This window comes from Labrys okinawensis, assembly GCF_047345005.1.
GTDB lineage: Bacteria > Pseudomonadota > Alphaproteobacteria > Rhizobiales > Labraceae > Labrys > Labrys okinawensis.
The window spans coordinates 668509-688594 of record NZ_CP178864.1 but is presented as its reverse complement, the minus strand read 5'-3'; the positions used below and the strand labels follow the sequence as shown (position 1 = coordinate 688594).

20 protein-coding genes are annotated in these 20086 nt (G+C 60.9%); 12 read left to right on the top strand and 8 right to left on the bottom strand.

The window, feature by feature from the left end; translation table 11 throughout:
* Positions 1 to 397: 397 nt before the first annotated feature.
* Positions 398 to 1195 (bottom strand): alpha/beta fold hydrolase, encoded by a 798-nt coding sequence (locus ACMDCR_RS03320; protein WP_413991159.1) that lies wholly within the window; start codon positions 1193 to 1195, stop codon positions 398 to 400.
* Between the two features lie 134 nt (positions 1196 to 1329).
* Between ACMDCR_RS03320 and ACMDCR_RS03315 the strand changes: the two genes are divergently transcribed.
* Complete coding sequence (locus ACMDCR_RS03315; protein WP_413991158.1) at positions 1330 to 2265, top strand: LysR family transcriptional regulator; 936 nt, start codon at positions 1330 to 1332, stop codon at positions 2263 to 2265.
* 359 nt (positions 2266 to 2624) lie between these two features.
* Here the strand turns inward: ACMDCR_RS03315 and ACMDCR_RS03310 are convergent, their stop codons facing one another.
* Both ACMDCR_RS03310 and ACMDCR_RS03305 read right to left on the bottom strand, forming a co-directional pair.
* Entirely contained in the window at positions 2625 to 2993 is a 369-nt protein-coding gene (locus tag ACMDCR_RS03310; protein ID WP_413991157.1) for a nuclear transport factor 2 family protein, read from the bottom strand.
* 280 nt (positions 2994 to 3273) lie between these two features.
* Positions 3274 to 3696: a DoxX family protein gene (locus ACMDCR_RS03305; RefSeq protein ID WP_413991156.1), complete on the bottom strand. Its 423-nt coding sequence runs from the start codon at positions 3694 to 3696 to the stop codon at positions 3274 to 3276.
* A 114-nt stretch (positions 3697 to 3810) separates the two neighbouring features.
* Between ACMDCR_RS03305 and ACMDCR_RS03300 the strand changes: the two genes are divergently transcribed.
* On the top strand, positions 3811 to 4758 hold the full coding sequence (locus tag ACMDCR_RS03300; protein WP_413993814.1) for a LysR family transcriptional regulator: 948 nt from the start codon (positions 3811 to 3813) through the stop codon (positions 4756 to 4758).
* A gap of 199 nt (positions 4759 to 4957) precedes the next feature.
* Here the strand turns inward: ACMDCR_RS03300 and ACMDCR_RS03295 are convergent, their stop codons facing one another.
* Complete coding sequence (locus tag ACMDCR_RS03295; RefSeq protein WP_413991155.1) at positions 4958 to 5863, bottom strand: AraC family transcriptional regulator; 906 nt, start codon at positions 5861 to 5863, stop codon at positions 4958 to 4960.
* Positions 5864 to 5962: 99 nt separating this feature from the next.
* Between ACMDCR_RS03295 and ACMDCR_RS03290 the strand changes: the two genes are divergently transcribed.
* Both ACMDCR_RS03290 and ACMDCR_RS03285 read left to right on the top strand, forming a co-directional pair.
* Positions 5963 to 6706 (top strand): SDR family oxidoreductase, encoded by a 744-nt coding sequence (locus ACMDCR_RS03290; protein WP_413991154.1) that lies wholly within the window; start codon positions 5963 to 5965, stop codon positions 6704 to 6706.
* A gap of 80 nt (positions 6707 to 6786) precedes the next feature.
* Entirely contained in the window at positions 6787 to 7545 is a 759-nt protein-coding gene (locus tag ACMDCR_RS03285; protein ID WP_413991153.1) for an SDR family oxidoreductase, read from the top strand.
* 67 nt (positions 7546 to 7612) lie between these two features.
* Here ACMDCR_RS03285 and ACMDCR_RS03280 read toward each other — a convergent pair whose 3' ends face one another.
* Positions 7613 to 8533: a LysR family transcriptional regulator gene (locus ACMDCR_RS03280; RefSeq protein ID WP_413991152.1), complete on the bottom strand. Its 921-nt coding sequence runs from the start codon at positions 8531 to 8533 to the stop codon at positions 7613 to 7615.
* A gap of 105 nt (positions 8534 to 8638) precedes the next feature.
* On the opposite strand from ACMDCR_RS03280, the gene ACMDCR_RS03275 reads away from it, so the two are divergent.
* The 3 genes from ACMDCR_RS03275 to ACMDCR_RS03265 all read left to right on the top strand — a co-directional run bounded on the left by ACMDCR_RS03275 (position 8639) and on the right by ACMDCR_RS03265 (position 12151).
* Complete coding sequence (locus tag ACMDCR_RS03275; RefSeq protein WP_413991151.1) at positions 8639 to 9493, top strand: oxidoreductase; 855 nt, start codon at positions 8639 to 8641, stop codon at positions 9491 to 9493.
* A gap of 666 nt (positions 9494 to 10159) precedes the next feature.
* Positions 10160 to 11047: a glycosyltransferase family 2 protein gene (locus ACMDCR_RS03270; protein WP_413991150.1), complete on the top strand. Its 888-nt coding sequence runs from the start codon at positions 10160 to 10162 to the stop codon at positions 11045 to 11047.
* Between the two features lie 255 nt (positions 11048 to 11302).
* On the top strand, positions 11303 to 12151 hold the full coding sequence (locus ACMDCR_RS03265; RefSeq protein WP_413991149.1) for a glycosyltransferase family 2 protein: 849 nt from the start codon (positions 11303 to 11305) through the stop codon (positions 12149 to 12151).
* Positions 12152 to 12240: 89 nt separating this feature from the next.
* Here ACMDCR_RS03265 and ACMDCR_RS03260 read toward each other — a convergent pair whose 3' ends face one another.
* The gene (locus tag ACMDCR_RS03260) at positions 12241 to 12429 is read right to left on the bottom strand and encodes a hypothetical protein (RefSeq protein WP_413991148.1); all 189 of its coding nucleotides are present in this window, start codon (positions 12427 to 12429) and stop codon (positions 12241 to 12243) included.
* Positions 12430 to 13143: 714 nt separating this feature from the next.
* Between ACMDCR_RS03260 and ACMDCR_RS03255 the strand changes: the two genes are divergently transcribed.
* Entirely contained in the window at positions 13144 to 14193 is a 1050-nt protein-coding gene (locus ACMDCR_RS03255) for a glycosyltransferase family 2 protein (protein WP_413991147.1), read from the top strand.
* 16 nt (positions 14194 to 14209) lie between these two features.
* A complete protein-coding gene (locus ACMDCR_RS03250; RefSeq protein ID WP_413991146.1) occupies positions 14210 to 15178 on the top strand; it encodes a glycosyltransferase family 2 protein in 969 nt (322 codons plus the stop codon).
* Between the two features lie 9 nt (positions 15179 to 15187).
* Here the strand turns inward: ACMDCR_RS03250 and ACMDCR_RS03245 are convergent, their stop codons facing one another.
* Positions 15188 to 16069, bottom strand: coding sequence for a LysR family transcriptional regulator (locus ACMDCR_RS03245; protein WP_413991145.1), 882 nt, complete (start codon positions 16067 to 16069; stop codon positions 15188 to 15190).
* A gap of 162 nt (positions 16070 to 16231) precedes the next feature.
* On the opposite strand from ACMDCR_RS03245, the gene ACMDCR_RS03240 reads away from it, so the two are divergent.
* Positions 16232 to 17122 (top strand): polysaccharide deacetylase family protein, encoded by an 891-nt coding sequence (locus ACMDCR_RS03240; RefSeq protein ID WP_413991144.1) that lies wholly within the window; start codon positions 16232 to 16234, stop codon positions 17120 to 17122.
* A 49-nt stretch (positions 17123 to 17171) separates the two neighbouring features.
* Here the strand turns inward: ACMDCR_RS03240 and betI are convergent, their stop codons facing one another.
* A complete protein-coding gene (gene betI, locus ACMDCR_RS03235) occupies positions 17172 to 17798 on the bottom strand; it encodes a transcriptional regulator BetI (protein ID WP_413991143.1) in 627 nt (208 codons plus the stop codon).
* 154 nt (positions 17799 to 17952) lie between these two features.
* Between betI and ACMDCR_RS03230 the strand changes: the two genes are divergently transcribed.
* Positions 17953 to 18999, top strand: coding sequence for an alcohol dehydrogenase catalytic domain-containing protein (locus ACMDCR_RS03230; protein ID WP_413991142.1), 1047 nt, complete (start codon positions 17953 to 17955; stop codon positions 18997 to 18999).
* Positions 19000 to 19061: 62 nt separating this feature from the next.
* On the top strand, positions 19062 to 20012 hold the full coding sequence (gene choX / locus ACMDCR_RS03225; RefSeq protein WP_413991141.1) for a choline ABC transporter substrate-binding protein: 951 nt from the start codon (positions 19062 to 19064) through the stop codon (positions 20010 to 20012).
* The last annotated feature ends 74 nt before the right edge of the window (positions 20013 to 20086 follow it).

The window sequence follows — 20086 nt, the reverse complement described above, 5'->3', positions numbered from 1 at the left end:
CGGAATCCCGCTGTTGAAGCGCCTGAGTGATCGACTTTGGGTTCGATATTGTTGAAATAGACCGGCCCAAGCCCAAGCAGATATCGGCGGCAGAATTCCGTTTCCCCGCGAGGCCTATGCAGGGGTCGGTATTCGCGATCGGTCACCTAGCGAAACGATGTTCTACACAGGTGTCCTGCTTAGCTCAGTCACCGACTCATTGAACGAAGTCGGCGCCAAGAGAACTGGCGCCGGCAAATTGCAGAGCACAAACAATGATATAGGAGTGCCCAGTTTTATCCTGTCGGGCGCGCTATGCCAGGATGTGTTTGCATCTGCGCGCGTCGCGGGTGGTTGAGGCGGCCGTTGCGTCCGCTGTCCATGAGGTGTCATGGCGACCGCCGGTGGAGCTTGCTGTTCATCCCACCGATCGGTGTGCCGCCTCCAACTCGATGAAATCCTCCACCAGCTTCGCGACTTCCTCGGGCGACTCCAGCGGCGACAGATGCCCGGTGCCGGGCACGACATGCAGGGCGGCGTGGGGAATGCGAGGCAGCAGTTCCTTCTTGAGCAAGTCGACGCTATCGACCCGATCGAGTTCGCCCGCGATGACGATTGTGGGCACATCGATGGCGGCCACGTCACCGGTGATGTCTTCCAGGCTTGTGGACCATGGCCATGCCGCCTTCGCTTGCGGCGCGCCGCGCAAGCTGTCCTCGATCACCTGCTCCCGGTCCTCCGGGCTGAGAACCTTGGCCGTCAGCATTTGGTCGATCGCCATGCCGATGCTCTCGCGGGTCGCATAGGCGCGGGCCATCGCCTCCCTCGCCTCAGGAGGAACGGCCATGGCCGGAGGAGGGGAAGAGGCAACAAGGACCAGGCCGGCGAGGCCCTTCGGGCGGCGCGAAGCCAGAAGCTGAGCCACCTTGCCGCCCATCGAATGGCCGATCAAAACGTAGCGCTTCAGATCCAATGCCTCGATCACGCCCTGTGCGTCGTCGGCCAGATCGGCCAAGCCGTAGCCGCTGGCCGGCGCGTCGGATTCACCCCAGCCGCGATGGTCGATCGCAATCGTGTGATGCGATTGCGGCAGGGCGGCGATCACTTTGGCCCAAGTGCGCGATGATCCGCCGTAATAGTGCAGGAAAACCAGGGATAGTTCGCCGTGGCCCTGTTCCTCGACGTGAATCCGAATGCCGTTCGACGCGATCTTCATGGGGTCTCCCTGGGCTTGAAAGCCCATATGGCATCTGCTTGGGCTCGGTATCTAAGATAGGCTGTGTAACCCCAATCGATAATCGCTGCCTTATGATTGAGATATGATAATTCTGTTATCGAATGGAGCGAGTCATGGATCGTCTCACCAGCATGGCGGTGTTCGTTGCGGCTGTTGAAGAGGGCAGCCTCAGCCGGGCGGCACGGCGTTTTGGTTTGTCAGCCTCGATGGCTGGCAAGCACGTCTCCGCGATCGAAGCGGATCTCAACATTCGCCTGATGCAACGCAGCACCCGCCAGATCAGCCTGACCGAGGTGGGCCGAGCCTACTATTCCCGCTGCAAGCGCATCCTGGAGGAAGTCGACGATGCGAACCGCGAGGCCAGCGACGCGCAACAGACCGCTCGCGGAGTGCTACGCATTACTGCGCCCGTAACCTTTGGCGCCATGCATCTGGGCGGCGTGCTAGCCCGCTATCTCGACCAGCACCCCGCGGTCGCCGTGGAGGTCGTGCTCAACGATCGCTATGTCGACCTCCTCGGCGAGGGGATCGATGTGGCGATCCGGATCGGTCGACTACTCGACTCCGATCTCGTCGCCCGACGCTTGGCGCCCTGCCGCATGGTGTTCTGCGCCTCACCCGATTTTCTCAAGCGGCACGGCACCCCGAGGAACGCAGAAGACCTGCGCCGCGCGCCTCGGCTCGCCTTCAGCGAAGCCGTCTCGGCGGGAGATTGGACACTGACGGACCCATCGGGCCAGCCTCATCTGATCGACGGTCCGGTCTGCATGTCGGCGAACAATACGCAGATGCTTCTTGCGGTTGCGCTCGCCGGAGCGGGTGTTGCCTACGGCCCGACCTTCGTCTTCGGCGAACGAATCGCGGCTGGCGATCTCATCGCCTTGCTGCCGGACCATCGCACGTCCGACTTGGCAATCCACGCGGTCTATCCGACTGCCCGCAATATCCCGCTGAAGGCGCGCCGCTTCATTGATCACCTGATTGGGAGTTTCGGCGGCGAGCCGCCCTGGGACCTTCCGCCCGCGACGCCAGTAGGGTCGGTCGCGTAAGGTGCTTAGGCGGCACCTTTGGATTTTCAGTCTCGACCAATTCCGGTAGACGGGTGTTGAGAAGCTCGGAATCCTTACTACAAGGACGGCGTCTGCGATCGGACGGAACTTCGAAGACGCGATGACCTCAGCCGAAGCTTACTTCTTTGCGGCTCTCCCAGCATGTTGCACATATGGCGCTTTGCGTACTCAGCTTGAGTTTTGGATCGAACTCAGAACGCGCGGATTGGTGCGAGCCCACTCGATAACGATGCTTGCGTATGTCTCGGCGGCATGCTCCCAGACCAAGTGCTCGGAGTCGATGATATCAAGCTTGGCGTTGGGTGGGGGCGACGCGAGCGATGCCGCCGCCGCGACGTTCAGTTTGGAAGCTCGTCAAAGAAGAGATAGACGGCGGCAATCTTGCCGTCATGGGTCACCATAAAATCGGTTCCGGCGTAGGCTGGCGGCTTGCCGGGGCTACCCGACACCCACCTGACCCGACCGCCATTACCCACCTCCTCGGGCGGGGAGAGCGGCTGATATTGGAAGTCAGGATGAGTAGCCTTGATCACGCCTGCGATGCGATCGATCTCGTCGCGGCCGCGGTGTATGCCGCTTTTGGGGTCGTAGAATACGGCGTCTTCGTGGAAGATCTCGTCGATCGTTGCGCGCCGACGCACGGGGTCGATCTCACCGAACACGTCGTGGAGATTGCGAAGCAACAAGGTCGATACGGATTGAGACATGGGTTTTTCTCCGTTTGGTGTCAGGTGCCACCTGCGCTATCTCGATCAGGGAAGGCTCTGTTGTAGGAAGCCCCTCGAAGCGGATCGTCTGGGCTGTGCCGCGTCCCCCGCTCACGAAAGTCGCAGCGCTTGCGATGAGTGTGAGAGCGAGGTCTGGGGGCATGCTTCGCTCTCATGTCAGAGGAGTAGGCGCAAAAAGCGTCTTCGAAGGTGGTTTCCTCGAGCGGTAAGCCAGCTGGCCACCGCCGCGGGCCATGGGCGAGAACGCCTTCGCAGATATTCAGGCCGCCACTGCAGGGCGTGAGTCCAGCTCGCCGGTCTTGCGCCGATTGTCGATGCTGAGCGCACCGGCGCCGAATGTGACGATCTGCACCAGCCCACCCGCCATCATCACATTCTTGAGGAAGTGGATCATCTGGTTCTGGTCGGCGAAATTGGCGTGGAACGACAGCGCCGTGGCGAGCGAGAACAGGGCAAGCGCAGCCGCCACGGTGCGGGTCCGATAGCCCGCGATCAGAAGCAGGCCACCGCCGAGTTCGATCGCGACAGCCACGGCGAAAGCCAGCGGCGGGAAAGGCAATCCGACGGCGCCGATCATGCCGGTTGTGGCGCCGTAAGCGCCGAGCTTGCTCAGGCCGCTCATTGCGAAAGGAAGACCGATCATCAACCGGCCGACGAAGGGAAGGTAACGGGTCGTGAACATTGAAAGTCTCCTTGATGGGAAGCTCCGCATCTCGTTGCGGTCGGGATGAATATTGTTGCGAACGTGCCATTTTCGAAATAGAAATGATTGAAAACCATCGTTGCAGGATTGTTGATGTCAAGGCTCCCCGACTTCGAGGGACTGGCGATGTTCGCCAAGGTGGCGGAGGAGCACTCGTTCGCTGCAGCTGCCCGGACCATGGGCGTATCGGTGGCCACGGTCTCGCGAGCCGTCACGCGTCTTGAAGAACGCCTTGGAGGGCGGCTGTTCAACAGGACGTCCCGGCGCCTTGCGTTGACTGACTATGGTCACACGCTGGCCGAGCGGGCTTCCAAGATCTTCGCCGATGCGGAGGAGGCCGAGGACTTCGCGCGCGAGGCTGCCAGTCGCCCGCGTGGCCTTGTGAAACTTGCGGCTCCGCTGTCCTTTGGCACACGCTGGGTCGCACCCATGCTGCCGGAGTTTTTTCGACGCTATCCTGGCATCGCAATCGATCTTCACCTGACCGATGCACAGACAGACCTGATAGGCGACGGCTTCGATGCCGCGCTGCGCATCGCCGTTCTGGAAGACTCATCGCTCGTCGCGCGACGGATCGCCCCCGTCCGACGGTTCGTCGTCGCATCGCCGAGCTACATTGCAAGATATGGCCGCCCGCAGCACCCGCACGACCTCGCCGCTCATCAATGCCTGAGCTACACCAACAAGTCGAAGCGTGACATCTGGCGTTTCATACATCGCAAGACGGGTGAGGACGCTCCGATTACGCCAGCAGGGCAACTGCGAGGTACGAGTGCCGAGGCCTTGTTGCCGACAGTGCTGGAGGGATTGGCGATCACCGAACTCCCCGAGTTCATCGCCACCCAATTTTTTCCGGACGGACGGCTTGAGCCGATTCTCGCCGATTGGCGGCTGCCCGAAGGCGGATTGTACTTTGTGACACCGACGGCTCGCGCGCGTCCTGCGAAGGTTTCCGCCTTGGCCGATTTCCTGATCGCCGAGCTGACCGATGCGCGCTGGAGTGCGGAAGCAGTAATGGGCTGGAAACCGCCGCCACAATGATGACCCCAGAGCAAAATGCATGCGGGTAAGAGCGGATTTCGCAATTAACTGACTGGTATCAAACGCATTTTGCGATTCTTGGTCCTTCGATCCGATGGTAAAGCGCCCCAGCCATGGTGCCCAATGCCACTACGCTCCAAGCAGGTGGAGCCTTGGACAAGGGGACCTCGATGTCGCAGGGTGCCAATCCACCAAGGCGTCACGTTTCCGTTTGCTCGCGCGCATACCGCCCCGGCGGCAGCCCGACATGGCGGGTGAATGCGACGCTGAACGCGCTTGCGGAGCTGTAGCCGATCCGTTCTGCGATTTCGGCGACGCCATTTTCGTTCTTCCGCAGCATGCTCTTTGCCAAGGCCATGCGCCAGGCGAGCAGATACTCCATTGGTGCAACGCCCACGGCGCGGCTGAACCGCTCGAAGAACGCCGAACGCGAGAGCGCAGCCTCCTTCGCCAACTGCGCGACCGTCCAGGCACGGGTGGGGCTCTCGTGCATCCGTCGTATCGCCGCGGCAAGGCGTTCGTCGGCGAGCCCGCGCACGAGGCCTGGCGAAGCGGTGGTACCCGCGTCCGAACGAAGTGCTTCGATGAGGAGAACCTCGAGGAGATGGGCGAGAATGACCTCGCGCGCCGGACGTTGTTCGTGGAATTCGTTTCTCACGAGCTGCACGATTGTGGCGAGCCGCGGCTCGCCGCGCACGTGCACGAGTTGAGGAAGCAGCGAAACCAGCAAGCCCGCATCCGGCGAACCGAAGCTGCAATGCCCCCCCAGCATCCTTAGGTCGGTTGGGCCGTCCTGGTCGCCGATCCTGAATTCGCCGGTTGCCAGCGCGACGGGCACAGCGTCGGGCACCTCGGCCGCGGGGGGCGCAAGGCTGGACATCGCCACACCGTAAGCCGCTGGGATCAGGATGAAGTCGCCCGACCGCAATTCGATCGCCTCGTGCCCGTCGACCACGAGGCGGCACGCCCCCTCAAGGACCACGCAGTAGAAGGGCTGCCCGGCATCCGAACGGCGGATGTGCCACGGCCCGGCGCCGACAACGAGCTTCGAGAACCGGGCAGCTGGCTGGAGCAGCGTGACAACCTCCGCGAGCGGATCGATCATATCCGGACTTCCGCAAATGAATCATGGACTTTCGATTATAGAAGGTCCGACGGCGGCAATCTATCGTCTTGGTATCGCAAACCACCTCCAAGGCGCCCCATGAAAACCATCCTGATCACCGGATGCTCGTCCGGCTTCGGACTCGAAACCGCCAAATACTTTCTTGATCGCAACTGGAAAGTTGTCGCCACGATGCGCACGCCGCGCGAGGACGCGCTGCCTCGTTCCGAGCATCTGCGCGTGCTCGCACTCGACGTCACCGATCTGGAGAGCATCCATCAAGCCGTCGAGGCAGCGGGGCCTTTGGACGCTCTCGTCAACAATGCGGGCTTCGGCGCGGCATCGCCCTTGGAGACCACCCCGATGGCGATGGTGCGCCAGCTCTTCGAGACCAACACCTTCGGTGCGATGGCCGTGACGCAGGCGGTACTGCCGCAGTTCAGGCAGCGCAAGGCCGGCGTGGTGGTGAACGTCACGTCGAGCGTGACCTTGAAATCGATCCCCCTGGTCGCCTCGTACACCGCGAGCAAGGCGGCGGTGAACGCATTCACCGAGGTGCTCGCGCTTGAAGTCGAGCAATTCAATGTTCGCGTACGTCTGGTGCTGCCGGGGCGCTCGCCCGAGACCCGTTTCGCCGACAATGCGCGCTCCCGCATGCCGGGCCTCGACCATGAGGCCTATGCCGACCTCGTGAAAAGCGTGTTCGCGCGCTTTGGCGAGCCGGGACCGATCACGCACGCGCAGGACGTCGCCGAAGCGGTGTGGCGCGCAGTGAACGATCCGTCGAGCCCCATGCGGATCCCGGCCGGCGCCGACGCCGTGAGCTGGGCCGAGTCGAGCTGAACCCAGAGCCGGCCGTGGGCGATCAACCCGGCCCGACGTTGACAGCAGGGCCAGGGCAATTTATTCGAGCGGAGGTCTATATGAGGGACAAGCAAGTCGCGTTGGTCACCGGGGCTAATCAGGGGATTGGCCTCCAGATCGCAAGGGATCTCGTCGCACACGGCTTCACGGTGCTCGTCGGGTCGCGCAACCTCGAGCGCGGGGTGGCCGCAGCCAAGGAAGTCGGGCAGGACGCCCACGCCCTCCAGCTCGACGTCACGGATCAGGCCTCGATCGCCGCTGCGGCAGAGCGCGTTCGCAACGAGTTTGGCCGCCTCGACGTGCTCGTCCAGAACGCAGCCATCTCGAATACGAACAAGCGGCCTGACCAGTCCGTCGAGGCCTATGCAGCCACGACCCGTCCGAGCAACGTGTCCCTCGATGAGATGCGCGCGGTATGGGAAACCAACGTTTTCGGTGTGCTTGCCGTCTATCAGGCGATGCTGCCTCTGCTGCGCGAGACGCCGAACGCCCGCATCGTCAACGTGTCGAGCGGCGTCGGGTCACTGGCCACGAATTCGGACCCGGGCTTTCCCTGGCGCTCGATCTTCGGTCCTGTCTATCCTGCTTCGAAGACGGCTCTCAACGCCTTGACGGTAGCCATGGCGATCGAGCTGGAGCCGGAGGGGATCAGGGTCAACGCCGTCTCCCCGGGCTTCACCAAGACGAACCTCAACGGATATGCGGGCACGCAGACGGTCGAGGAGGGCGCCCGCGAAGCGGTACGCGTCGCATTGCTTGGCGCGGAGGGACCGACGGGGACGTTCACGCGCTGGGAGAACGGCACGATCCCATGGTGACCGGTAGAGCCGCAAACGCTTTGGTACGGCGTTGCGTTCATCGACGCTGCCCCCGATGGCGCAGACATCATTCCGGAACTGCAATCCGCTGGCCGGACTGACGCCGTAGCAGGTCCAGGAACGCCGCGAGCACGGGCCGTAGCTGCTGGCGCGAGGGGTAATAGAGGAAGAATCCAGGGAATGGTGCCGTCCAGTCGTCAAGCAGGCGCGTCAGTGTGCCACGAGCGATATGCGGCGCGACTTCATGTTCGAGAAGATAGGCGATGCCGAGTCCATCAAGCGCACAATCCAGCATCAGTCCGGGCTCGTTGAAGGTAAGCGGGCCCGGCACCCGCATTTCGAACGCAAGACCATTCCGCTCGAATTCCCAGGCGTAGATGGTGCCGGCTGCGACCATTCGATAGTTGATGCAGCGGTGCCCCATCAGGTCTCGCGGATGTTGGGGCGTACCATGACGCGCGAGATAGGATGGCGCGGCCGCCACCGCCATGCGGAGGTCCGGCCCGACCTTCAGCGCGATCATGTCCTGCTCGATCTTCTCACCGAGCCTGATTCCGGCGTCGAATTGGTCGGCGATGATGTCGCGAAAGGCGTATTCGATCAGCACCTCCACTGTCGCGTCCGGGTGGGCAGCGGCGAAGACCGGCAGCACGGGGCGGATGACCATTTCGTAAGCTTGACGCGTGGCCGTCAGGCGCAGCGTGCCCGAGACCCGGTTGCGGCTGCGCTGAAGCGCCTCCATCGCGCCGTCGATGCTCTGGAACGCGGGCGCGATCGATCTCAGCAGCTCTTCCCCGGCATCGCTGGCGGAGACGCTGCGGCTGTTGCGTTGGAGCAGGCGCACGCCAAGCCCCTCCTCCAGCCGCTTGATCGTATGGCTGAGATTCGACGTCGAGGTGCCGAGTTCAGCCGCTGCGCGGGTGAAGCTGCGCAGGCGAGCCACGCAGGCAAACGCCGCCAGGTCATCGAGGCTCGCATGCCGCATCATCCCATCCTGTTCAATGAGCCTTTCGATCTATCCTATCTTATCGAACGATCCATACGACGCCAACTTAAGCTTGTCGCTCTGACTCTCGGAATGAAAGGCTGATCAATGATTGAAAAGAATGCCGTCTGGCTCATCACCGGGTGCTCGTCAGGCCTGGGGCGGGCACTTGCCCAGCAGGCCTTGCAGTCGGGCTATCGCGTCGTCGTGAGCGCAAGAGATCCGTCCGCCGTCGCCGACATCGTGAGGGATCATGGGGAAGCCGCTTTCGCGGTGGAACTCGACGTTACCAAGCCGGATCAGGCGAAGGCTGCCGTCGAGAGGGCCAGAGATCGCTTTGGCTCCATCGACGTGCTCGTCAACAATGCAGGCTACGGCTACCTCGGGGCCATCGAGGAAGGCGAGGACGCCGACGTTCGCGCGATGTTCGAAACCAACGTCTTCGGCACCTGGAACATGCTCAAGGCCGCTCTGCCCGGCATGCGGGAACAGGGACGCGGGCATATCGTCAACATCAGCTCGCTCGGCGGGATCACGACATTCCCGGTGGTTGGATTTTATCACATGACGAAGTTCGCGGTGGAGGGATTGTCCGAGACGCTGGCCAAGGAAGTGGCACCTTTCGGCATCGGCGTCACTGTCGTGGAGCCGGGCGCGTTCCGCACCGACTTCAGGGGTCGTTCGATGCAGCAGTCGAACGTCCGGCTGCCGGCCTATGCCGATACCGCCGGCAAGGCCCGCGATGCTTTGCTGGCCGCCGACGGCAAGCAACGGGGTGATCCAGCGCGCGGCGCCAAGGCGATCATCACCGCCCTCGAGGCGGATAGGCCTCCGCTACACCTCGCTTTGGGAGGAGACGCTCTCGATCTAATCCGAAAGAAGGTCGTCGATCTCCAGGAAGACCTCGACAGGTGGGAAGAACTGACGCGGAGCACGGATCTCGAGACAGGCGCGGACGCCTGACCTCCTGGCGCAAAGCGCGTTTAAGTACATACGCTGCTTTGCTCTAACTCTTTGTTTCCACGCATCTTTGCGATTCGCGCCGAGCACGGCAAATCGCAAAGCGCCTTGGATGTCAACTTTGCCATCAAGGGTGGTATGCTCTGAGGGCATAATTGTGAGCGTAGCGAAACAATGACGGTATTTCTGTCGCTTTTGTCGACCAAAATCCGATCTAGTTCCCAGCTTCGTCCACGCCGGTCACTACCTCTTTCCAGGCCGAATATGCATGGGTAACGAATCCTTCCCCCCAAAAGGGTAGCAAATTACCGATTCGTCTGGGTTGTTTTACCCCCCTAAAATCCTGCATATCAGATAGCGATGATTTCCCTTAGGGAATGTAAAAATCGGCAGTTCTCAAGTCCGACGTCATCCTGTGTATTGTCTCGCGTAGAAGATGCGGGTCGTGTTTGGCGTCTATTCTGAAAAGTGACGCGACATTATCTGTGAAAGAGACTTCGGTATAAGACCATCCCTCGCGTGGGGATGAGCGTTTGGATGTTTCTTGCCTGCGCCCTTCTTGGAATTCGCACGGCTCGCCAGACGAATCGACAGGATTGTGCGCTTTGCCACATCCTGCTCACAACTAGGCCGTAAGAGAAGCGCTGGGGGTTGGCGGCAGTGATTTTGATGAACAAGGCCAGGATATCGATTGCTATCGCAACGGCGGGTCGCCGTGACGTGCTGACCGAGACGGTGCGCTTCATGGCGCATCAGCGGCGCGTTCCCGACGAGTTCCTCATCTGCCCTGCCAGGCCCGAGGATGCCGATGTCGCGGCCCTTCGGCAGATCGTGCCGCATATCCGCTTCATTTCGAGCCCGATGGGATCTTCTCACCAGCGCAATGCCATGATCAAGGCTTCCACGGCCGATATCATGGTGTTCTTCGACGATGACTTCCTGCCCGCCAAGGATTTCCTGGAGGAAATAGAGCGGCTCTTCCGCATCCATCCGGATGTGGTCGTGGCCACCGGCGAGGTGCTGGCGGATGGCGCCAACGGGGCGGGCCTCGACTTCAGCGACGGCTTCGAGGTGCTGGCCTCCGCCGGCCCCAACGAGTTGCTGGCCGAGCCGGAGCCGATCTATAACGGCTATGGCTGCAACATGGCCATCCGTCTCGGCCCCGTACGCCAATATGGCGTGCGCTTCGACGAGAACCTTCCGCTCTATGCCTGGCTCGAGGATGTCGACTTTTCCCGTCAGATCGCTCGCCATGGCCAGATTGTGAAGAGCCAGCGCCTGCGGGGTGTCCATCTTGGCACCAAGAAGGCCGGCCGCAGCCCCGGCAAGCGCCTGGGCTATTCGCAGATCGCCAACCGGGTCCACATCCTCAAAAAAGGTAACATGACTCTGAGAGGTGCACTGGAAGGCAGCGCGGCGAATATTCTGTCCAACTTTTTCAAGAGCGCCTGGCCCGAACCGTGGACGGATCGGCGCGGGCGGCTCATGGGTAATGTCATGGCCTTGTGGGATCTGGCACGCGGCAGGCTGCATCCGTCCAACATCCTTAAGATGTAACTCGGCAGGCCTGGCGTGAAATCCTTTCGATCTTGCGTGACCTTTCGATACGTGAGACCGGCTCGAAAGGCATCGATAATCTCTTCCTTCAAACGAGGTCCGCCGAAATTATTATCCCACCAAACCTGCACGGTAAGGAGACTTTTCGCCCTCCTTATCCTACAGATAAGCGCTGATATGCACCGTTAAGGAGTTGATGGCGTGCGGTTTTCGCTCATCATGGCGACGCTTGGTCGATCCAAGGAAATCGCGTCGATGCTGGACAGCCTGGAGGCCCAGCTATTCAAGGATTTCGAGGTCATCATCGTCGACCAAAATGGCGATGAGCGGGTCACGGAGATTCTCGCCGCCCAGCAGCGTCCTTTCACAGTCCAGCACATCCGCACTCCGGACAGACGAGGGCTCAGCCGTGGCCGGAATGATGGCGCCAAGCATGCCACCGGTGAGATCTATGGTTTCCCCGACGACGACTGCACCTATCCCTCCTGGCTGCTCGAAAAGGTCTCCCAGACTTTCCAGAGGACCGGCGCCGATGTTGTGAACGGCCGAGCCGGGGACGAGATGGGCAGGCCTATCAACGGTCGCTTCCTGGAGGGGGCGAACTGGACGCGCCAGCAGGATGTCTTCAATTCCCTGATCGAATGGGTGTCCTTCTGCAAGCGTACGGCCTTCGAGGCCGTGGGCGGCTACGATGTCGATGTTGGCGTCGGCGCTTCCTCGCCCTGGCAGGCCTGCGAGGGGCCGGACATCGTATTCCGCATGATGGCGAAGGGATTCCGGGTCTACTACGACTATGGCATCTATGGTCACCATCCCGAGATCAGTATCGACGCCACCGACGCCCGCATGCAGCAGAAGGCGCTCGGCTACGGCCGGGGTATGGGTTATGTCCTCGGCAAATATGATCTGGGGTTGGCCTATTCGATGAATTACATGGTCCGTTCCCTCGGGGGTGCGGCCGTCAGCCTGGCTAAGGGCAAACGCGCGCGCGCGGTCTATTATCTGAACACTTTGCGCGGACGTCTCGAGGGCTATCGCGACGGCCGCCGGGCAAGGACCCGGGACGCTGCCCGGCAAGTCGGCGTTCCGCTGCGAGGGCGCTGACGGCGGGCTTCCGCCGTTCTTCGCACTTCCGCCTCACCCCCCGGTGCTGCGGTAGGCCAATACGCGCTTATGCAGCAGCATTCCGACGATCATAACAGCACGAACAGGATCGTCTGCCACAGGCCCAGCGAGAGCGAGGCGAGAGCCGCGCCGAGGATGAGCGGCCGATCGATGCCGCGCGCGACAGGCAGGTGAAAGGCCTTGTCCACCACCGGATGCGCCAGGCGCTCGGGGAAGCGAACGCCGATGTCGGCGATAATCACCCCACCAACCAGCACGAACGCTCCTCAAGCCGGCTCGATGTGATGTGGCCTCACCGCCGCACCGTTTTCCACTGGAATCGTCACCCGTCTTCCGCGTGATGCTGCATGCCTGGAGCAAAGCGCGTTCACGCGCAAACGCAGCCTCGCTCCAACTCCTTGTTTCGGCACGTCTTTGCGACTCCTGCCGATTCCATCAAATCGTAAGACCCTTCAGTAGGTTGGCGTTGTCAGTAATTGAGTAGCCCGGTTTCATTTCATCTCCATGTCACAATCGGCGCAGCGCAGATAAAATAGAACCAGGCAGCAGCAGTTGCCGTAACGACGTAAGCGCTGGTGAATTGCAGCGGCGATAGAAATATTTCGTTCTCGTCTTATACACTAAAGGCTATTCTCTCTGCTCGTTCCGGCGAAGCGTGATGCTCTTGCTATGGGTTGCATGGAATTGGAGAGACCATCGTCGTTTGTATGGCGTCAATTTGGCATGCTATAGGTAACCTCACCGGATGCTCTGATTGTAATCTGCCGCCATGGTGGCAACTTCGCACCCTCCTGCCGCCTATCTGTCAGGGTTGCCTGCTGGAATAAGCACGCAGGCGCCCCAAAGGGTCTTCATGCTTTGGAGTTGCTTGCTGATCCTGCTATTGGCGACCCCACTAGTCCATTGGGAGGCTTGACGTTTCTCGTGGTCTGTTGCGATAGTTGGAATCAGCTTGGAGAAGCAGTATTCTAATGTCTAAGTCCCCAATTTATACTTACGTAAAGGATAATGTCGCTGCTACCGGCATTGTTATGATTTCCATTTGCCGCAATGAGATGAGGCGCCTGCCCCACTGGCTCGAACATTATCGTGGTCTCGGCGTTGAATGCTTTGTGCTGATAGACAATGATTCGTCCGATGGCAGCGTAGAGTATCTGAGAGAGCAGAAAGACGTTCACTGTCTGTCGACAAAGCTTTCTTTCCGTGAATCGAACTTCGGCATGATGTGGATCAACGAAGTACGACGGGCTCTGCCGCCGGAGACCTGGACGCTTTACGTGGATCTCGACGAATATCTCGTCTATCGCGGCAGCCCACAACGCAAGGTCGGCGATTTCGTCGCCAGTCTCGGCAGCCGGCCCAACGCCGTCTTCGGCCTGATGGTGGACATGTATCCGCGCGGCCCCTTCCTGGACGCGCAAACCGACAGCCGGCTGGTCGAAACCTGCTGCTATTTCGACGCAGTCTACAAGTTCCGCAAGCGGCCGCTTAAGCCTTGGGCACGAGGCAGGGCGGAGCTGGAATGCCTCGGGGGCCCCCGTCTGCGCCTGGTCTCCAGCCTGGAGCGGGAGGCTCGCTCCACCTGGATCGACTATTTCTTCCGTGCCCAGCTCGGCCGGGTGCTCAACGCCGCGCCACCAAAATGGCACCGCTACATCGTGGAGCATTTTCCGCCCCAGCCGCCCGGGCTCAACAAGACGCCCTTCACGCTGAACAGCCGCGACGGCGCTGATATCGACTATGCCAGCCCCCATGGGGTCTTCGCGCCGGTGTTTGCTGAGGAAACCGTGGCGCTCCTGCATTTCAAATTCACCGCCGACCTGAAAGACAAGATCGATGCGGAAATGCTCCGCAAGGAGCATTTCAGGTTTGGCGCTGAATATATCATTTACAACAAGATGCTGCAGGATCGGAGAAATCTTGTCCTTTTCTCCGAGGGGATCAGTGAAAAATTCGAATCTCCTGCTTCCTTTGATCGTCTTGGTTTCTTTTCCTTAACGAAACACATGAATTTCTCTTGACGCGATGGTGCAGAGTTTGCGCAATTTTCACGATCACTATTCCCGCAACGCCGCTATCTACGGCGGCACCACTTACAGAGAGGCGACCGTGACGTCGCCCGCCAGGCTGAAGATCGCCATTGCCATCGCCACCGCCGGCCGCCGCGAGGTGCTTGCCGATACTGTGCTCTTCATGCGCAACCAGGAACGTACGCCAGAGGAGTTCCTGATCTGCCCGGCGAAGCCCGAGGAAGTCGATGTAGAGGTGCTCCGAAAGGCGCATCCCCAACTCGCCACGGTGTCGAGCCCGGTGGGCTTGTGCCGTCAGCGCAATGCGCTGATGGCGGCCAGCAACGCCGATGTGATGGTGTTCTTCGACGACGATTTCCTGCCCGATGCCGACTTTCTCGTAGAAATCGAAAAGCTCTTCGATGCCAATCCAGATGTGGCGATCGCCACGGGCTGCGTGCTGGCCGATGGCATTCGTGGCGCTGGGATTGATATGAGCACTGGGTCGAAAGCCCTCTCTGAAGCGGGACCGAACCGGGCGTCGGACCGGCTCAAAGACGTGTATAATGCCTATGGCTGCAATATGGCCGTCAGGCTCGACCTTGCGCGCCGTCATGGTCTCACCTTCGATGAAAAGTTGCCGCTTTATTCCTGGCTGGAGGATGTCGACTTCTCCCGCGCGATCGCGCGTTACGGCCGCGTGGTGAAAAGCGAGCGCCTGCGCGGCGTTCATCTCGGCACCAAGAAGGCGGGCCGCAGCCCCGGCAGGCGCCTGGGTTATTCGCAGATTGCCAACCGCGTCTATATCACGTGCAAAGGCAATATGAGCCTGCGGGGTGCCCTGGAAGGCGGCGTGTCGAACCTCTCCTCGAACTTCCTCAGGAGCTTCAATCCCGAGCCCTGGGCGGATCGGCGCGGCCGGCTTGTTGGCAACCTGCTGGCTCTGTGGGATCTGGTGAGGGGCAAGCTCGATCCTGGCAAGATCGAGAAGATGTAGGCGCGTGCCTCAGGCGGGGAAAAGGTTCGCCGCCATGAAGTCCACGAACACCCGCAGCTTGGGCGAAAGGTGACGGCCCGAGGGCCAGAGCATTCGGTAGATTCCCTCATGGCGGATGAAGTCGTCGAGTAGGGCGACGAGTCGCCCGTCTTCGATCTGCCGGCGCACCGAGAAATCCGGCAGGCATGCGATGCCCAGGCCCTGTTCGGCGAGCCCGATCAGGGGTTCGATGGTGTTCAGCACGGCGCTCCGCGGCAATTCCACCTCCTTGCGGCCCCAGCGTAGCGGCCAGTTCTCGAGCTTGCCGCTGGTCGCGAAGCGGTGATGCAGGCAGGCATGGGCGGTCAGGTCCTCCGGCTGGCTCGGTGGCGGGCGCTCGGCAAAATAGGCGGGCGAGCCGACCAGCCTGAAGCGGAAATTGCCCAGCACACGCGTCATCAGACGGGAATCGCCGACCGGCCCGGCGCGGATCACGGCATCGAAGCCCTCCTCGATCACCTCGACCAGCCTATCGGTGAAATCGAGATCGAGTTCCACTTCGGGAAAAGCGCGCATGAAGGCGCCGATCGTCGGCATCATCAGCATGCCGATCATCGGCAGGCTGATGCGCAGCCTGCCGCGCGGCGCGCCAGTGGCGAGGGCGAGTTCCTGCTCGGCCGCATCGATCTCGTCGAATATGCGCCGGCAGCGCTCCAGGAAGAGTAGGCCCTCGGACGTTGGCGTGATCGAGCGGGTCGAGCGGTGGAAGAGGCGGACGTGAAGCCTTTCCTCCAGCCGCGCTACCGCCTTGCCGATGGCGGAGGAGGATACGCCGAGCTGCCGCCCAGCCAGGGTGAAGCTGCGTGATTCGGCGGCCTGCACGAAGGCGCTGAGAGCGTTGAGGCTGTCCATGGCGGGCCTCTCAATTGCGGACAGAAACGTCCGATATGCTTTGATCTCTAGCCCAATTCTCTTCAATGGAGAATGAATTTATCCTTGCTTCCAACGTCATGCGAGACAAGGCGCGCGGCCCTTGCAGCGCTGCTTCGCTGGATCACGGCAAAGGAAAAGCCCATGGACAACACCCTCTACGACTACTCGCCGATCACCACCCGTCCGCCGCTCGCCTGGCCCGATGGCGCCCGCGTGGCGTTCTATGTCGGCCTCAATGTCGAACATTTCGAGGTCGACAAGCCCGCGACCAGCATCTTCGCCGGCACATCCCACCTCAGGCCGGACGCGCTGAATCATGGTTGGCGGGACTATGGGGCACGTGTGGGCATCTGGCGTGTGATCGAGGCGCTCGACAAATACCGGCTGCGCGCCTCAGTGTTGCTGAATGCCGATGTCTGTCGGCACTATCCACAGATCATCGCCGCCGGAAAGGCGCGGGACTGGGTTTGGCTCGCCCACGGCCGGAACAATTCCACCCTGCAGGCCGATATGACCGTGGAGGAGGAGTGGCTCGAACTCGCCCACGTCATCCAAAGCATCGGCGAAGCGACCGGCCGGCCGGTACGGGGCTGGATGGGTCCGGGCCTCTCGGAGACCTTCGAAACGCCGAGGCTGTTGCGGGAATTCGGCCTCGACTATGTTCTCGACTGGTGCGCCGACGACCAGCCCTTCCCGCTCAACGTACCGGGCATGATTTCGGTGCCCTATTCGGTAGAGCTCAACGACATCATGCTGTTCACCCAGCATCGCCTGTCGGGGGAGGATTTCTACCGCGTGGTGGCCGACCAGTTCGACCAGCTCTATGCCGACGGCGCGCGGGGCGGCCGCGTGATGGCCCTGGCCCTGCACCCCTTCGTCATCGGCCAAGCATTCCGGTACAAATATCTCGACCGGGCGCTTGCCTATATCGCCGGCCATGAGGGCGTCTGGCTCACCACTAGCGACGACATCGCCGCGCACTACCGTGAGGAAATGCTCAAGCCTCAGAAGGCATGGCGTGGAGGCGCCTGAGCTTGACTCTATCGCCCTCACCGCATCGAGTTTGCGATACGGTTTGATTTCAGCGGTGCACCTTCAACTTTGAAACCATGTCCTCCCCGAGCATTTTCTCGGAGTATTCGACCAGCTGCGTTCTTGCCAGCTCATAAGAAATGGCTTCGTCCGAGTGACCACGCCGTAGCCACAAGCCATCCAGCATTGCGGCAAAGCCGTAGAGAAAATGATCGATCCTGCTCTTGGGCCAGAGTGGGAAAAGGGCCGACATGACGTTGGACCTCAGCCGTTTGTAGAACAGCTGTTGCAAGCGGGCATAACGGGGTGAACGGGCCGCCTCCGCATAGAAGGAAATCCAGGCGTTCGCCATGTCGCGATTGAATTTCGCTTCCGGGAAATTGCCCTCGATAATCGCGATCAAGCGGTCCCAACGCGTCTGTGCCTGGCGCAAATTGACCACCACCGCATCCATCAGCAGGCGATTGGCGAACCGCACCATCTCGAAAAGCACTTCGTCCTTATCCTTGAAATAGTAGGTCAGGATGCCCTGTGACATCCCTGCCTCATGGCAGATCCGAGTGGTGGTGAGACCCTTCAGTCCTTCGCGCAAAAAGATGCGATGGGCCGCCTCGATCAGCTCGATCCGCCTGATGTCCTCGATCCGGGTTTTCTGCTTCTTGCTCTTCGCAGCCATCCAATTCTTATATCTGTCCAATTTTTTGTACGCTCTAACAATTTTTTGTCTTGCCTAAAAGCTTCTGGGGCGTAAACTCCCGTTCAGCGGCTGGCCCTCGCTCTCCGCCTCCCTCGGCATCTGCCCGGGACGAGGCTGCGCAACGGCGCTGGACGTGGTGGAAACGCCCATGACGGGAGGTAGGGACATCATGCGTGCAGCTGTACTCGCGAAATATGGCGCGCCCCTTGATGTCGTAACCCTGACCCGCCCGGTTCCTGGTCCCGGTCAATTATTGGTGCGCCTTCAGGCCTGCGGGGTCTGCCATTCAGACGTTCATATCTGGAGAGGCAAAGGCATACCGACGCAAATTCCCTCGCCTTTCGTGATGGGGCATGAAGGGGTCGGGATTATCGAGGCGGTCGGCGAGGGCGTCACAGATTGGGTCGCGGGCGGCCAGGTTGGGGTGCCGTGGATTCATGACACCTGCCGCCACTGCGACGAATGCCTGGAGGGGGATGAATCATTCTGCCAGCACCATCGAGCCCACGGCCTGAACGTCCCGGGAGCTTTCGCGGATTATGTCCTTGCCGATGCCGGGTTCGCGGTGCCCCTGCCCTCGAACATCGATCCCCTCACAACCGCTCCGCTGATGTGCGCAGGCATCACCGCCTACGGCGCCCTCAAAAAGGCGGAACTGAAGGAGGGTGAAAGCTGCATCGTTTTCGGCTGCGGCGGCCTCGGGCTTTACGCCATACAGATCGCCAGCCGCCTTGGCATCAAGGTCCTGGCGGTGGACCGCGACCCGGAAAAATTGATGATTGCCCAGCGCTATGGCGCGGTGGAAGCCGAGATCGCAGATGACACGCTGCCTGCTAGACTCGCGGCAAGAACCACCAAGCCCCACGCATGCATTAATTTCGCCCCGACGGCGGCCACCTGGCCCGCGATGATCGCTGCTGTCAGGCCCCGAGGCAGAATCATTGCAGCCGCCATGGTGTTCGAACCAGTTCCCCTTGTTCAGGAGTGGCTGACCGCCACGGGCGTCGTCATCACCGGAACCAGCGTCGGCACGCGGGCGCAGATGCGCGAACTCGTCGCCATGCACGCTGAACGGCCCTTCGAGATCGCCGTCGAGATCATTTCGCTGGAGCAAGTCTCGGGCGCATTGCTCGCCCTGGAAAGCGGCGCCTCGAAAGGCCGTTTCGTCATCGAGTTCTAATGGTCAATGCAGCCCCGTGGTGGGGTGGCATGGTGTGAATCGTCGGATTTGGGAGATTTGGAATGAAAAGTTTCGGCATCATATTCACGATCACCGCCCTGACCCTCGGAGTAACAAGCAGCGGCGCACGGGCTGGCGATCCGGAAGCTTGCAGAGCCGTCAGATTTTCCGATGTCGGCTGGACAGACATCACCTCGACGACCGCCGTCTCATCCCTGATTCTCAAAGGTCTGGGCTACACGCCGACGACCACGGTTCTCACCATCCCGCTCACCTACGCTTCAATGAAGAACAAGGATATCGACGTCTATCTCGGTGACTGGCAACCCAGCATGGTGAACGAACGCAAACCATATCTTGACGACAAATCCATCGTCGTCACCGGCGCCAATCTTCCCGTCGGTGCGAAATACACGCTCGCCGTGCCGCAATATACCTATGACAAGGGACTGAAGGACTTCAGCGATATCGCAAAATTCAAGGATTCGCTCCAAGGCAAGATCTACGGCATCGAACCAGGCGATACCGGCAACGGGCTCATCCAGGGCATGATCGACAGCAATAAGGACGGAATGAAAGGCTTCCAGCTCGTGGAATCGAGCGAGCAAGGCATGATCGCCCAGGTGCAAGGCAATGTTGCGCGGGGGGAGGACATCGTTTTCCTTGGCTGGGCTCCCCATCCGATGAATGTCAATTTCAAGATTCAATACCTGACCGGCGGCGACGAGACGTTCGGCCCCAACTTCGGCAGCGCTGTCGTCTATACCGACGAGCGCACGGGTTGGGCAGCCCAGTGCCCGAACGCGGCCAAGCTTGTCGGCAATCTCAAGTTCAACGTCGATCTTGAAAATACGATGATGAACATGATCCTGACCGACGGCAAGGACGGCCCGACCGCAGCCACTGAATATCTCAAAGCCAACCCGGGCATCCTGGATACCTGGCTCGATGGCGTCACGACGTTTGACGGCCAACCGGGATTGCCCGCGGTGAAGAAGGGCCTGGGCCTCTGATCCAGGCGAGGTTGTCGCCATCGCTCACCAAACCGAAACGATCGGCTCACCGGAACTTTCGCCGCACAGGCGAT